This window comes from Sphingopyxis sp. (assembly GCF_034380315.1).
Classification (GTDB): Bacteria; Pseudomonadota; Alphaproteobacteria; order Sphingomonadales; family Sphingomonadaceae; genus Sphingopyxis.
In genome coordinates this window covers 412,794-426,429 of record NZ_JAXMPB010000003.1, presented here as the reverse complement: position 1 = coordinate 426,429, position 13,636 = coordinate 412,794, and the positions used below count along the sequence as shown (strand labels likewise).

General features: G+C 64.2%; 18 protein-coding genes and 1 other RNA gene. 9 read left to right on the top strand and 10 right to left on the bottom strand.

Annotated features, from left to right (window positions below):
* Positions 1-21: 21 nt before the first annotated feature.
* Together U0S50_RS07950 and U0S50_RS07945 are read right to left on the bottom strand one after the other, a co-directional pair.
* Positions 22-435 (bottom strand): type II toxin-antitoxin system VapC family toxin, encoded by a 414-nt coding sequence (locus U0S50_RS07950; RefSeq protein WP_322308228.1) that lies wholly within the window; start codon positions 433-435, stop codon positions 22-24.
* Positions 432-695, bottom strand: coding sequence for a FitA-like ribbon-helix-helix domain-containing protein (locus tag U0S50_RS07945; RefSeq protein WP_322308227.1), 264 nt, complete (start codon positions 693-695; stop codon positions 432-434). The genes U0S50_RS07950 and U0S50_RS07945 overlap by 4 nt, the downstream gene beginning before the upstream one ends.
* Positions 696-753: 58 nt before the next feature.
* On the opposite strand from U0S50_RS07945, the gene carB reads away from it, so the two are divergent.
* The 3 genes from carB to U0S50_RS07930 all read left to right on the top strand — a co-directional run bounded on the left by carB (position 754) and on the right by U0S50_RS07930 (position 5,300).
* Positions 754-4,074, top strand: a complete 3,321-nt coding sequence (gene carB / locus U0S50_RS07940; protein WP_322308226.1) for a carbamoyl-phosphate synthase large subunit — start codon at positions 754-756, stop codon at positions 4,072-4,074.
* Between the two features lie 97 nt (positions 4,075-4,171).
* Positions 4,172-4,648: a transcription elongation factor GreA gene (gene greA / locus U0S50_RS07935; protein ID WP_322308225.1), complete on the top strand. Its 477-nt coding sequence runs from the start codon at positions 4,172-4,174 to the stop codon at positions 4,646-4,648.
* 16 nt (positions 4,649-4,664) lie between these two features.
* The gene (locus tag U0S50_RS07930; protein WP_322308224.1) at positions 4,665-5,300 is read left to right on the top strand and encodes a rhomboid family intramembrane serine protease; all 636 of its coding nucleotides are present in this window, start codon (positions 4,665-4,667) and stop codon (positions 5,298-5,300) included.
* A gap of 163 nt (positions 5,301-5,463) precedes the next feature.
* Here U0S50_RS07930 and U0S50_RS07925 read toward each other — a convergent pair whose 3' ends face one another.
* From U0S50_RS07925 to U0S50_RS07905, 5 genes are read right to left on the bottom strand one after another with little or no spacing between them, the layout of a single operon-like run.
* A complete protein-coding gene (locus tag U0S50_RS07925) occupies positions 5,464-6,006 on the bottom strand; it encodes an NUDIX hydrolase (RefSeq protein ID WP_322308223.1) in 543 nt (180 codons plus the stop codon).
* An 11-nt stretch (positions 6,007-6,017) separates the two neighbouring features.
* Positions 6,018-6,704 carry a hypothetical protein gene (locus U0S50_RS07920; protein ID WP_322308222.1) on the bottom strand — a complete coding sequence of 229 codons (687 nt, stop codon included), beginning with the start codon at positions 6,702-6,704 and terminating at the stop codon, positions 6,018-6,020.
* 12 nt (positions 6,705-6,716) lie between these two features.
* Positions 6,717-7,535 carry a TPM domain-containing protein gene (locus U0S50_RS07915; RefSeq protein WP_322308278.1) on the bottom strand — a complete coding sequence of 273 codons (819 nt, stop codon included), beginning with the start codon at positions 7,533-7,535 and terminating at the stop codon, positions 6,717-6,719.
* Between the two features lie 2 nt (positions 7,536-7,537).
* On the bottom strand, positions 7,538-8,056 hold the full coding sequence (locus tag U0S50_RS07910; RefSeq protein WP_322308221.1) for a TPM domain-containing protein: 519 nt from the start codon (positions 8,054-8,056) through the stop codon (positions 7,538-7,540).
* Positions 8,056-8,652, bottom strand: coding sequence for a LemA family protein (locus U0S50_RS07905; RefSeq protein WP_322308220.1), 597 nt, complete (start codon positions 8,650-8,652; stop codon positions 8,056-8,058). Before U0S50_RS07905 ends, U0S50_RS07910 begins: the two co-directional genes overlap by 1 nt.
* Before the next feature lie 122 nt (positions 8,653-8,774).
* Here U0S50_RS07905 and mscL point away from each other — a divergent pair, with 122 nt between their 5' ends.
* Positions 8,775-9,197 (top strand): large conductance mechanosensitive channel protein MscL, encoded by a 423-nt coding sequence (gene mscL, locus U0S50_RS07900; protein WP_322308219.1) that lies wholly within the window; start codon positions 8,775-8,777, stop codon positions 9,195-9,197.
* A 61-nt stretch (positions 9,198-9,258) separates the two neighbouring features.
* Positions 9,259-9,615: a transfer-messenger RNA gene (gene ssrA / locus U0S50_RS07895) on the top strand.
* A 160-nt stretch (positions 9,616-9,775) separates the two neighbouring features.
* On the opposite strand, the gene U0S50_RS07890 is transcribed toward ssrA, so the two are convergent.
* Positions 9,776-10,186, bottom strand: coding sequence for a helix-turn-helix domain-containing protein (locus U0S50_RS07890; RefSeq protein ID WP_322308218.1), 411 nt, complete (start codon positions 10,184-10,186; stop codon positions 9,776-9,778).
* Positions 10,187-10,255: 69 nt separating this feature from the next.
* Between U0S50_RS07890 and U0S50_RS07885 the strand changes: the two genes are divergently transcribed.
* Positions 10,256-10,876, top strand: a complete 621-nt coding sequence (locus U0S50_RS07885; RefSeq protein ID WP_322308217.1) for a cation transporter — start codon at positions 10,256-10,258, stop codon at positions 10,874-10,876.
* Positions 10,877-10,888: 12 nt separating this feature from the next.
* On the opposite strand, the gene copD is transcribed toward U0S50_RS07885, so the two are convergent.
* Both copD and copC read right to left on the bottom strand, forming a co-directional pair.
* Positions 10,889-11,824 carry a copper homeostasis membrane protein CopD gene (copD, locus tag U0S50_RS07880; protein WP_322308216.1) on the bottom strand — a complete coding sequence of 312 codons (936 nt, stop codon included), beginning with the start codon at positions 11,822-11,824 and terminating at the stop codon, positions 10,889-10,891.
* Positions 11,825-11,828: 4 nt separating this feature from the next.
* A complete protein-coding gene (gene copC / locus U0S50_RS07875) occupies positions 11,829-12,209 on the bottom strand; it encodes a copper homeostasis periplasmic binding protein CopC (RefSeq protein ID WP_322308215.1) in 381 nt (126 codons plus the stop codon).
* Positions 12,210-12,323: 114 nt separating this feature from the next.
* Between copC and U0S50_RS07870 the strand changes: the two genes are divergently transcribed.
* Genes U0S50_RS07870 through U0S50_RS07860 form a run of 3 tightly spaced genes read left to right on the top strand, consistent with a single transcriptional unit; the run spans position 12,324 to position 13,611 of the window.
* Positions 12,324-12,608, top strand: coding sequence for a hypothetical protein (locus U0S50_RS07870; RefSeq protein WP_322308214.1), 285 nt, complete (start codon positions 12,324-12,326; stop codon positions 12,606-12,608).
* On the top strand, positions 12,605-13,045 hold the full coding sequence (locus tag U0S50_RS07865) for a periplasmic heavy metal sensor (RefSeq protein WP_322308213.1): 441 nt from the start codon (positions 12,605-12,607) through the stop codon (positions 13,043-13,045). The genes U0S50_RS07870 and U0S50_RS07865 overlap by 4 nt, the downstream gene beginning before the upstream one ends.
* Entirely contained in the window at positions 13,042-13,611 is a 570-nt protein-coding gene (locus U0S50_RS07860; RefSeq protein WP_322308212.1) for an RNA polymerase sigma factor, read from the top strand. The genes U0S50_RS07865 and U0S50_RS07860 overlap by 4 nt, the downstream gene beginning before the upstream one ends.
* Positions 13,612-13,636 lie beyond the last annotated feature (25 nt).

Here is a 13,636-nt window from a genome sequence, read left to right as displayed (position 1 = left end):
GAGTGTGTGTGGATGGACCGGTTATGGCTCCCACGGATTTATCAATTCCACGCCGGTCCATTCGAAATCGCGGACATTGCGCGTCGCCAGCGGGCAGGCGAGCGACAGGGCAATGGCGGCGATATAGCTGTCAGATGGGGGGCATGGCTTTCCTGCGGCTTTCAGCCGTGCGCGAAGGACACCGTGCGCTTCCGCAGCATTTTTATCGAACGGCAGAATCCGGTTTTCGAATTCGATCAGCAAATCGGCTAGCCATGTTTCCAATTCCTGCCGCTTGGCCGATGGCGGCAATTTGGAACAGCCGTAGCGCAATTCGGACAGGGCGGGAGCGGGCAGATGAAGCTGCTCCATATTCGCCTCAATCCAGACCAACACGCTCGGTTCCGGGCAAAGCCTGCTCGTCTCGCTCAGCAGGTTGGCGTCGGCCAGTATCAAAGGTCGAATTCCTCGAACCCGTCTTCGTTATCGTCGAACACGCCTTCACCGGCGCCGTTAGCTACCTTGACCAGATGGGCGACGAACTCCTTCCCGCTCATCGCCCGGATGCGGGCGGCGCGTTCGTCTTGCTGGACGGCATAAGTCCGCTCCAACAGCGCCCGCAGCTCGGCCTCCAGCGAGCGGCCGTTGGCTGCCGCTGCCAACCGGGCGTTATGCTTCACCGCATCGTCGAGTCCCCGGATCGTCACGCTGCCCATCACTCATCTCCCGTGATTGCAATGCAATCAATGTATGCAATGAGAGCAAAGTAGTCAAATGCCCAAAAGAACCGACATCCAATCCATCCTCGTCATCGGCGCCGGCCCGATCGTTATCGGTCAGGCGTGCGAGTTCGACTATTCGGGGACGCAGGCGATCAAGGCGCTGAAGGAGGAGGGCTATCGCATCGTCCTCGTCAACTCCAACCCGGCGACGATCATGACCGATCCCGATCTGGCGGATGCGACCTATGTCGAGCCGATCACGCCCGAGATCGTCGCGAAGATCATCGAAAAGGAGCGGCCGGACGCGGTGCTGCCGACGATGGGCGGGCAGACCGCGCTCAACACCGCGCTCGCGCTCGCGCAGGACGGGACGCTCGCGAAGTACGGCGTCGAGATGATCGGCGCCGATGCCGAGGCGATCGACAAGGCCGAGGACCGGCAGAAGTTCCGCGACGCGATGGACAAGATCGGGCTGGAAAGCGCGCGCAGCGGCGTCGCGCACACGCTCGACGAGGCGTTTGCGGTGCTCGAACGCACCGGGCTGCCCTCGATCATTCGCCCGAGCTTCACGCTCGGCGGCACCGGCGGCGGCATCGCGTACAACCGCGAGGAATTCGAGCATATCGTCCGCGGCGGCCTAATCGCCTCGCCGACCACCGAAGTCCTGATCGAGGAATCGCTCCTCGGCTGGAAAGAATATGAGATGGAGGTGGTGCGCGACCGCAAGGACAATTGCATCATCATCTGCTCGATCGAGAATGTCGATCCGATGGGGGTGCACACCGGCGACAGCATCACCGTCGCCCCGGCGCTGACGCTGACCGACAAGGAATATCAGATCATGCGCAACGCGAGCATCGCGGTGCTGCGCGAGATCGGGGTCGAGACGGGCGGGTCGAACGTCCAGTTCGCGGTCAATCCGAAGGACGGCCGCCTGATCGTGATCGAGATGAACCCGCGCGTGTCGCGCAGTTCGGCGCTCGCGTCGAAGGCGACGGGTTTCCCGATCGCCAAGGTCGCGGCGAAGCTGGCGGTCGGCTACACGCTCGACGAGATCATGAACGACATCACCGGCGTCACCCCGGCGTCGTTCGAACCGACGATCGATTATGTCGTCACCAAGATCCCGCGCTTCGCCTTTGAAAAGTTCAAGGGCGCCGAGGCGGCGCTGTCGACCGCGATGAAATCGGTGGGTGAAGTGATGGCGATCGGCCGCACCATCCATGAATCGATGCAAAAGGCGCTGCGCGGGCTGGAAACCGGGCTGTCGGGCTTCAACTTCGTCGACCGCCTCGTCGGCGCGAGCCACGACCAGTTGAAAAGCGAACTGGCGAAGCGCACCCCCGACCGGCTGCTCAACACCGCGCAGGCGATCCGCGAAGGCCTGCCACTCGCCGAGATCAATCGCGTCGCGGGCTATGACATGTGGTTCCTCGAACGCATCGCCGAAATCGTCGCGGCCGAACAATCTGTGATGGAAAACGGTCTGCCGCGTGAAGCCGAAGGGCTGCGCAAGCTCAAATCCATGGGCTTCTCCGACAAGCGGCTGGCCTATCTGGCGCTTCAGTCGGCGCATCTGCGTCCCGGCTCGCGCGCCGCGGCCGCGCACGGAACCGGCCTGATCCACGAAACGGTGAAGGCGATGACCGGCGGCGTCACCGAACGGGAAGTGCGCGCGCTGCGCCATCGGCTGGGCGTGCGTCCGGTCTTCAAGACGATCGACACCTGCGCCGCCGAATTCCAGGCGCAGACACCCTATCTCTATTCGACCTATGAAGCGCCGACCTTTGGCGAGCCCGAGTGCGAGGCGAACCCCAGCGACCGGAAAAAGGTCGTGATCCTTGGCGGCGGTCCGAACCGGATCGGGCAGGGGATCGAGTTCGACTATTGCTGTTGCCATGCCTGCTTTGCGCTGGAGGAAGCGGGCTATGAAACGATCATGGTCAACTGCAACCCCGAAACGGTGTCGACCGATTATGATACGTCGGACCGCCTCTATTTCGAGCCGCTGACCGCCGAAGATGTGCTGGAAATTCTGCACGTCGAAATGTCGAAGGGGACGCTGGCGGGTGTGATCGTCCAGTTCGGCGGCCAGACGCCGTTGAAGCTGGCGCAGGCGCTCGCCGAGGCGGGTATCCCGATCCTCGGTACCTCGCCCGACGCGATCGACCTGGCCGAAGACCGCGAGCGTTTTGCCGCGCTGGTCAACAAGCTGGGCCTGAAACAGCCGGAGAACGGCATCGCGCGCAGCCGCGAGGAAGCGGTCGCGGTCGCGGCGCGCATCGGCTATCCGGTGCTGACCCGCCCCTCCTATGTCCTCGGCGGCCGCGCGATGGAGATCGTCGACGATCAGGCGCAGCTTGAAAATTATATCGAAACCGCGGTGCAGGTTTCGGGCGACAGCCCGGTGCTGATCGACCGTTATCTGCGCGACGCGATCGAGGTCGATGTCGATGCGCTGTGCGACGGCACCGATGTCGTCGTGGCGGGCGTGCTCCAGCATATCGAGGAAGCCGGCGTCCATTCGGGCGACAGCGCCTGTTCGATCCCGCCCTACAGCCTGTCGGCCGATATCGTTGCGGAGATCGAGCGCCAGACCGACGCGCTTGCCCGCGCGCTCGGCGTACGCGGGCTGATGAATGTGCAATATGCGGTCAAGGACGGCGCGGTTTACCTGATCGAGGTCAATCCGCGCGCCAGCCGGACCGTGCCCTTCGTCGCCAAGGCGGTGGGATCGCCGATCGCCAAGATCGCGGCGCGGGTGATGGCGGGTGAAAAGCTCGCCGGCCTGCCCAAGATCAACCGCGACATCGCGCATGTCGCGGTGAAGGAAGCGGTATTCCCCTTCGCGCGCTTCCCCGGCACCGATCCGGTGTTGTCGCCCGAGATGAAGTCCACCGGCGAAGTCATGGGAATCGACAGCGATTTCAACCTTGCCTTTGCCAAGGCGCAGCTCGGCGCGGGCGACCGTCTGCCGACCGACGGGCGCGTGTTCGTGTCGGTGAAGGACAGCGACAAGCCGCGCATTCTGGCCGCGGTCCAGCAGCTTGCCGACTGGGGCTGGCAGGTGGTGGCGACCGGCGGCACCGCCGACTATCTCGCCGCGCAGGGCATATCGGTCGAACGGGTGAACAAGGTTGCCGAAGGGCGCCCGCACATCGTCGACCGGATCAAGGATGGCGATATCCAGCTGATCTTCAACACCACCGAAGGGTGGCAGAGCCTGCAGGATTCGCAGTCGATCCGCGCCTCCGCGCTGGCGGCCGACATCGCCTATTACACCACCGCGGCGGGCAGCGATGCCGCAACCCACGCGATCGGTGCGCTGCGCGCGCGCTCTCTTGAAGTAAAGCCGCTTCAGGACTATTATTGAAGGACCGCTCCACTCCCCGACATTGACGGAAACAGCGGCTCTGCCGCCCGGCGAGGTTTTCGCCGGGGTGGGATTATTGACGAAGGACAACAGGATAATGGCAAGCGTTGAAAAGGTGCCGATGCTGGCGGAAGGCTATGAGAAGCTGAGCGCGCAACTCGCGACGCTGAAGGCCGAACGCCCGCTGATCGTCGACGCGATCGAGGAAGCGCGGGCCCACGGCGACCTTTCGGAAAACGCCGAATATCATGCCGCCAAGGAACGCCAGGGGCAGGTCGAAGCGACCATCGGCGACCTGGAGGACCGGTTGGCGCGCGCGCAGGTCATCGACCCGACGACCCTGTCGGGCGACCGGATCGTGTTCGGCGCGACCGTCACCCTCGCCGACGAGGATGACAAGCCGGTGAGGTATCAGATCGTCGGTCAGGCCGAAGCCGATGCGAAGGCGGGCAAGATCAGCTATAATTCGCCGCTCGGCCGCGCGCTGATCGGGCGCAAGGTCGACGACGAGATCGAAGTCACCGTGCCCGCGGGCGACAAATATTATCTCGTCAACAAGATCGAGTTCATCTGATCGGCGGACGGGCAGGATGAAGCCGCAGGACGCGCCGGTGGTGACGGGCTTCGCGCTCGTTTGCGTCGTCGTTCACATTCTGTTGGCGATCACGGGCCTGCACCTGGATGCCATCGTGCGCGCGGGCTTCATTCCCGCGCGTTTCGACACCAGCCTGATCCTGCCGCCGGGGCCGATGATGCCCTTTGCACTGACGCCGCTGTCGTCGGCCTTTCTGCACGGCGGCCTGATGCACCTGATCTTCAACGTCATCGTTCTGCTGTTCGTTGGACGCCAGCTCGAGGCGCCGCTGGGCGGCAAGGCGATGGGGGTGCTGTTGGTCGCGGGCGCCTATTCGGGCGCTTTTGCCCAATGGATCGCGGACCCGCAGTCGACGGTGCCGATGGTCGGTGCCAGCGGTGCGATCTCGGCATTGATCGCGGTGTTCGCGCTGATCTTCAGCCGCAGTCAGGCCCCCGCCATCGGTCCGATCCCCAGCCATTGGGTTCGCGCGCTGTGGCTTGCCGCGGCGTGGATCGGTGTCCAACTGCTGATCGGCCTTGCCGCCGGCGCGGGTTTCGGCGCGGTTGCCATCTGGGCCCATATGGGCGGTTTCCTCGCGGGCCTGTTGCTCGCCCGCCCGTTGCTGCGCTGGCGTTTCGGGGTCCGATAGGCGCGGCGGCGAAAGCCAAGGGCCGCTTTTGGGGCGGCGAGGGGACGCGCCTCACTGCCATTGCCCCGTGCCTGACCCGGGATCCTGCTTGAACCGCATTTCCTCGATGGATGGGACAGGGAAGGGCGGCCGGGGCCAAATCCTGGCCCGCCACAGCCGTTCGTCAGGCCAGCAACCCGCCCGCCAGCAGCATCGCGACGCGCACATCGATCCCGCATCCTTCGGCGCGTTTCGCGGCGATGAAATCCTCTATGCCGTCCAGCCGGATGCGGTGGACGATGATATCCTCGCCATCGACCCCGCCGCCCTCGCTCACCTTCGTCAGCTTGGTCGCGACGAGCAGGGTGAAGCTTTCGCTCACCATGCCGGGGGAGCTGAAAAATTCGCCGACCGTGCGCCAGGTTTCGGCGCGATAGCCGGTTTCCTCCTCGAGCTCGCGCCGCGCTGCGCTTTCGGACGCTTCGCCCGCGCTGTCGTCGCCGACCAGCCCGGCGGGAAGCTCCAGACAGGGGCGGCCCATCGGCACACGATATTGCTCGACCAGAATGACGTGCCGCCCGTCCGGCGCATCGTCGATCGGCAGTATCACCGCGGCATGGATCCCGCGCGAACGCGAGACATATTCCCAGTTTCCCTGTTGCCTTACCGTGATGAAGCGGCCTTCCCAGCGCGTCTCGATGGGCGTGTCGGGGGCAGGGCGGGACATGGTTTCGCTTTCTAGATTTCGATCAGCCGATCGCACAGCTCGTTGGGGTTGCCGTCGCTCTTGGGGAAATGTTCGGCCAGGACGACGCCCATCTGCCGCACCGCCTCTGCCATGCCTTCGCCAGGCTCGCCCGCGCGGATGCGGTCGATCAGCGCCGCCATTGCGTTGCCCCATATTTCGGGCGCGACCTTTGCGGCGATCGCCTCGTCGGCGACGATGTCGGCGCGATGCTCCTTCAGGCTGACATACAGCACGACCCCGGTGCGGCCGACGGTCTTCGCCTCGGTTCCGACCTTGAACAGATCGATCGCGCGGGCACGCACCCGCCCCGCCAGAATCGCACGCGGGGTCAGGGCGAGCCGCAGCGGGCGCCAGAGCAGGATCAGCCAGATACCGATCCACTTGATGACGCCAAAGGCGATGATCGTCCCCAGCCATTCGTTCGCGGTCGGCTCATGCCCCCAGCCGCCGCGCAGCCAGTCGTAAATGCCGCGATAGAAATCGGGGAACAGCGCGACCAGCGACATGGCCAGAAAGGCGCCGACGCTGGCCCAGACGAGCGCGACATCGTCATAGTCATTGGATTGCGCCGCGATGATGGTGACGATTTCGCCGTCGGTATGGCGTTCGGCCGCCGCGACCGCATCGGTGACGATGCGGTGATCGGCCTCGCTCACATGATTGACCTTGCGTGGCATGTGATCCGCTCCCTACCAGCCGCCCGACGCGCCGCCGCCGCCGAAGCTGCCGCCGCCGCCCGAAAATCCACCGAAGCCGCCGCCCCCAAAGCCACCACCGCCGCCCCACGACGATCCGCCGCCGCCGCCCCAGCCGCCCCAATCGTCATCGTCGCCCCAGATGATGATCGGCGCGCCGCCCCAGGGACCGCGCCGCCGCCGGTGCCGCTTGCCGCGCCGGCCTCGCGCCGACAGCATCGGCACGATGAAGAAAAAGATGATGATGAACGCGATAAAGAACAGCCCGCCGAAATTGCCGTCCTTGGCGCGGTCGCGTTCGGCCTTGGATGCCGCCGCGGCGCGCGCTTTCGCTTCTTCGGGCGGAAGTTGGATCTGCTGGGCGATCGCATCGACCCCGGCTTGAATGCCGCCGGGATAGTCATTGTCCTTGAACCGGGGCGTAACCACGTCACGGATGATGCGTCCCGACAGCGCGTCGGTCAGCACGGGTTCGAGACCATAGCCCACCGAAATATTCATCCGCCGCTCGTTCGGGGCGATCAGAAAGATGACGCCGTTATTGGCTTCCTTGCCGCCGATGCCCCATTCGCGACCAAGCTTGTAGCCATAGTCGCTGACCTCGTTGCCCCCAAGATCCTTGACCGTCGCGACGACCAGCTGATGGCCGGTCGCCGTTTCCAGTTCGGCGAGCTGATTGGTCAGCGCGGCCTCTTCGGCCGGCGGAATAATGTCCGCCTGATCGACGACACGGCCGCTCAGCGCGGGGAAGGTCTGCGCGGCGGCGGGGGAAGCGATAAGGATGATCCCGAGCATCCAGCTCAACTGAAGCATCCTCACAGATTATCTCCCGTCTGTACGGCAATCGATTCAATGCCTTTGGAAAGGCCGGTGAAGTAATCCCCACTCCTAAAATGTGGTGTGGCTTGGTCGACGATAACGGCCTTTGCTTTCTCGTCAGTCAAAATTTTCTCGATGCCATGTCCGGTCGCGATGCTCATTTGGCGTTCGTTGGGCGCGACAAGGATCAGGATGCCGTCGTTTTCGTCTTTCCGTCCGATTTGCCATCGGCGCCCCAGACAGGTGGCATATTCAATCGGCTGCGCACCATTGAGGGCCGGCACGGTAGCGACGACCATCTGGTGTTTCGTCCGCGCTTCGTAGCGGGCGAGACGCTCTGACAACTGGGCTTCCTCCCGATCATTCAGAATATTGGCGACATCCGTTACGTGACCCGCCAAGGCCGTTTGCGGGATGCCAAGGCAGATCGAGGATTCGATTGGCGCTTCGGCCTTGCATCCGCCGACCGCGAGTAAAATCGCCGACGGCGCTGCAAGAAGAAGGCGCGGTATCATTACTGCCCGAAATCGACCTTCGGTGCCTCGTTCGCATTGGGCGTCACCGCCTTGTACGGCGTCATCGGCTCGGCGCCGTGGACGATCTTGGCACCGATGATGTCGGGGAAGGTACGGATCGTCGTATTATAATCCTGCACCGCGCCATTATAGTCCTGGATCGCGACGTTGATGCGGTTTTCGGTGCCCTCAAGCTGGGTCATCAGGTCGGCAAAGCGCGCCTGGCTCTTGAGGTCCGGATATTGTTCGACGGTGACGAGCAGGCGACCGAGCGCGCTCGACACATTGCCCTGTGCCTGCTGGAACTGCTGGACCTTTGCGGGATCTTCCAGATCGCTCGGCGACAGCTTGACCTGCGTGGCCGAGGCACGCGCCTGGATCACGCCTTCCAGCGTCGACTGTTCGATATTCGCGGCGCCTTTGGCTGTTTCGACCAGATTGGGGATCAGGTCGGCGCGGCGCTGATAGGCGGCCTCGACATTCGCCCATTTGGCCTTTGCCGCTTCCTCCTTGGTCGGCACACTGTTGATGCCACAGGCGGACAGCGAAAGCGCGGCGACGGGCACGATCATCCAGCGGGCGGAACGAAAACTCATGTGTCAGTCTCCCTTGGGCGGCGTTTTGCCGCAACAATACACATAATAGGAAGCCGCTTGCCTTTGCGCAATCGTCGCGGCACCAGAAGTCCACAGGACCCACTATTTCGGAGAGCAGGCAGATGCTGGCAGAGTTCAGGGAATTTATCGCAAAGGGCAATGTCATGGACCTTGCGGTCGGTGTCATCATCGGCGGTGCCTTTGCCACCATCACCACGTCGCTGACCGGCGATGTCATTATGCCGCTGGTCGGCGCGATCTTTGGCGGGGTCGATTTTTCCAGCAAGTTCATCCTTCTGGGCAGCGTTCCGGCGGGCGTGTCGGCGACCGATTATGCCGCGCTGAAGGAAGCGGGGGTCGCGATGATCGGTTATGGCGCCTTCATCACCGCGGTGATCAATTTTCTGATTCTGGCCTTCATCATCTTTCTTCTCGTCAAATGGGTGAACAAGGTGATGCGCAAGCAAGAGCCCGAGGCGGCTCCGGCGGGGCCCAGCGAGGTCGATCTGCTCACCGAAATTCGGGATGAATTGCGTAAAAAATAAGAGGTTAGCCGCTCATCTGGCGGCGATCCGGTTGCCAAATAGCGACAAAATGCCCGTCCGTGCTCTTTCCAAGCGCGGGCGGGCTGCCTATATGGAGGGTGCCGGTTTCGGCTGGCTATGAGGATAAATGGTGTCGTGGAATAGACACAGCGGACCCGGGGGCAGTACCCGGCGGCTCCACCACAAACCCGCGCATCCGTGAAGGGGCGCGCGGGCTTCTGACGGGGCCGAACCAGGATCGACGTGTGTTCAAAGACGATGTTTTCTTCCGGGCTGAGTAACCCGTTCAAGGCTCAAAACTATAAGTGCTAACGATAACGAAGCACTCGCTCTTGCTGCCTAACCGATAAGCCTCACGGCCGAAGGTTAGACAAATAGAACGCGGTTCGGACCGAACCGGGCAACAGAATCGGATACCAGCGGCTGGGGACGAGCCGGGCAACAGAATCGTCCCACCTTCACGTCATTCAATGTTTGCCAATCGCCTTTGCGAGCGTTGCTCTCTTCGGCATCGTTCCGCTGCGTCGCCTATCGCCTATCGCCTTTGCAACGACGGCCGGAACGGCTTCGGTTGGCGCTCAATGCGCGCTTTGGCACTGCCCATGATCGCCCAGCGCCTCGATCACCCGGCAGTCGCCCGCCAGGCCGCCGCGACAGCGGCCGACGATGCGGGTCAGTTCGTCGCGTAGCGCGGTCAATTGCGCGATCTTTCCTTCGACCTGTTCCAGATGTGCGCTGGCGATGCGGTCGGCTTCGTGACAGTCGCGGGCGGGATCGTCGGACAGGTCCAGCAGCGAACGGATTTCCTCTATCGTGAACCCCAGGTCGCGCGAATGGCGGACAAAGACCAGCCGCGCGCGATGGGCGTCGCCATAGCTGCGGTAATTGGCCGCGGTGCGCCCGGGTTCGGGCAACAGGCCGATGCGCTCATAATAACGGATGGTTTCGATGTTGGTGCCGGTTGCGCGCGACAGTTCGCCGATTTTCATCGCTTGACCCTGTAGTTGCTACAGGGTCCATATAGGGTGTCGACTCGAAGAACCAAGGAGACTTCGGCGATGGCCGACCAATGCTGTGCAAGCAAAAGTGGAACGAGCGCGCTCAACGATCCGCGTTGGCGCCGGGTGCTGTGGATCGCGCTGATCGTGAATGGCGCGATGTTCGCTGTAGAGGTCGTTGCGGGGGTGGCCGCGGATTCGCGCGCGCTTCAGGCTGACGCACTCGATTTTCTGGGCGACAGCGCCAATTATGCGATCAGCCTGGGTGTCGCGGGCATGGCGCTGGCGTGGCGCGCCCGCGCCGCGCTGGTGAAGGCGCTGACGATGCTGGTCTTTGGTCTGTGGGTGTTCGGATCGGCGATATGGGGATTTTTCAACGGCACCGCGCCCCATGCCGAAACCATGGGGGCGATCGGGGCTTTGGCGCTGGTGGCCAATGTCGTCGTCGCCCTGATGCTGTACCGCTATCGCACCGGCGATGCGAACATGCGGTCGGTGTGGATATGTTCGCGCAACGACGCGATCGGCAATGTCGCGGTGATGGCCGCGGCGCTGGGCGTGTTCGGGACGGGCCAGAGCTGGCCCGACCTGCTGGTCGCCAGCATCATGGCCAGCCTCGCGGTCTGGGGCAGTATCGAGGTGTTTCGCCAGGCACGCGGCGAACTGGCGCCAAGCCACTAGGCGTTGGGGCCTTCATGCGCTTGCGTCGGGTAATGGCGCGAGCGTGCCCAGCCAGGCGACCAGACCCAATATGGCCGCCGCCGCCGCCATTTCCAGCAACAGGCTGACCCGGATCGCGCGCAGCGCGCGTCCAGGCTCGACCGCCGCCGACGTTGCCGCTGCCTCCGACACGGCGCGAAGCCGCGGGGTCAGCCGCCAGCGATTGGCGGCGGCCAGCGCCAGCATGAGGCCGAACAACAGGATTTTCAGGGCCAACAGGCGGCCATAGGCGGTTTCGGGCAAGGCGCCGATCCCGTCGATGCCCGCAATCGCCACGCCGTTGACGATTCCTGTGAACAGGATGACCCCGACACAGGCGGTTCCGACCGGCGCAAAGCGTTCGAGGGTCTGTGCGGTGTCTGCCAGCGGCGGACCCGCGGCACCGGTCGGGCGGCCAATGTGCATCAGCAAGGCGGCGATGGCGCCCAGCCAGACGGCGGCGGCGATCAGGTGCAGCGCGTCGCTTGCGCGGTGAAGGGTGCCCCATGCGCCCTCGGTCGCGGCGGCATGTCCCGACCAGGCGAGGGTGGCAAGGGCCAGCGCTCCGGCCGTTGCGACGGCCACGGCCATGGGCTTGAGCCGACCGCGCATGGTGAGGGCGGCGCCAAGCGCGAGCGCGAGCGCGCCGATGCGGATCGTCCCTGTCGTTCCCATGTCGGTTTCACCGATCAGGACGCCGATCATCGCGCCGTCGATGGCCGATGGCGACACGCCGAACATCGCGGCGCCAAGCAGCAGCAGATGCCCGGTGGCGAGGGCAAGGCCCAATGTCGCGAGCGGCGTCAGCGCTGCTGTAACGGGCGCCGCCCACGCGCTTCGGGAATGCAGGGGAAAGGCGGCGATCCCGACGAGCAGCAACAGGTCGGCGTAAAGCGCGAACCGCGTGCCGATCAGCAGCGCGTCGGGCATCGGCCTATTTCACCGTGAAGCTGAATTCGCTTCCCATGCGATGTCCGTCGGTGCCCGCCGCGGTCCATTTGACCTTGTAGGTGCCAGGGACGAGCGCCCGCTTCATCTGCAGCGTCATCGATTTGCCGTCCTTGCCCATCGCCGAGGTGAAGGGCATTTTCATCGGCGGGTGATCCTTCATTCCGGGCATCCCGGTCATGACCAGTTCGACCTTCATCGTCGCCGGGATCAGCTTTTCGCTGAAATGCAGGGCCACCGACGTCACCTTCGAAACGGTCGCATTGGCCGCCGGTTTCGATCCCGCCAGCGACACATGCGCCTGTGCGGCGGGGGCGAGCAGCAGCGCCAGGGTCAGGGCGGCCGGGGAGAGAAGGGACTTGATCATTATTTCCTCCATTGGGGCGTATCTGCTGCTATTACGCATCCTGTATGGCGCTCCCTCAATATCGATCCTTTTGAGGGGCGATTATCCGGCGTGCGTATAGGCGAGGTGAGGACAATGCAGAAGGATCCGATGGACAAGTCGCTTCACATGCTGGGCAGCGCGCCGCTGCCGCAAGCGCTCGATACGCTCGACGATCGGGTGCTGGACGCTCTGGCGGTCCGGCAGCGCGAGGCGGCGGCCATGCGGCGCATGATGGCGCTCGCGGCCTTTGTCTCGTTGGGCGGCGGCATCGTTGCGGGCAGCGCAATGCCCGGACCCGCCGTGGCGGCCAGCCCGCTGACGCCGCTGGTTCCGGCCAGCCCGCTGGCGCCCTCCACGCTGCTGGATGCTGGCAAATGACCGCATCGCGGCGGTTGCTGCTGATCGCGCTGGTGGCATTTTTCGCGGCGGTCGCCGGCGTTTTCCTTGCCCGGCTGGTGCTCGACCAGCCGAAGGCGAGCGAGACCGAATTGCACACGCTGTTGCACAATGAACTCGATCTCACGTCGGACCAGCACGCCCGGCTCGATCAGATCGAAAAGGATTTTTCGGCCCGCCGCGATGCGCTGGAGCGTGAAATGCGCGCCGCCAATGTGCGCCTTGCCCGTGCGATCGAGGCCGAGCACGGCTATGGTCCGCAAGTGACCGATGCGATCGACCATACGCACAAGGTCATGGGCGAATTGCAGAAGGAAACATTGCAGCATCTGTTCGCCATGCGCGAGGTGTTGAGCGCCGAACAGGCGGCGATGTTCGACAAAAGCGTGGTCAAGGCGCTGACCGCCGATGCGCGGTGAGCGAGGAGCTGGGGCAGGCGAGCGACAAGCAACTGGCGGCCATGGCAAGGGCCGGCGGCGGCCCGGCCCATCGCGAATTGCTGCGCCGCCACAAGGCGCCGGTCTTTCGCCTGATCCAGAATAATATCGGCGACGCCGACGAAGCGATGGACCTGACGCAGGAGGCGTTCGTCGCCGCCTTTGCCGCGATCGGCCGTTATGACGGCGACCGCCCGTTTCGGGTGTGGATCGCCCGGATCGCGCTCAACAAGTGCCGCGACTGGGCGCGGCGGCGCAAGGTACGCGCCTTTTTTGCCCGCGCGCTGCCGCTGGAAAGTGCGCATCATGTCGCCAGCGAGGTGCCCGCGCCCGATGTCGCGACCGCGGACCGTGCCGATCTGGCGCGCGTTCGCGCGGCGATGGCCGAATTGCCGCCGAAACTGCGCGAAGTATTGCTGCTGCGCGGTGTCGAGGAAATGAGCCAGGCAGAGGCCGCCGCCGCGCTGGGAGTCAGCGAAAAGACCATCGAGACGCGGCTCTATCGCGCGCGGCAACGCTTGCGTGCGTCGCTGGACGGCACCGCCTAGCGCGAAAATTTCTTGGCGCGGCAAG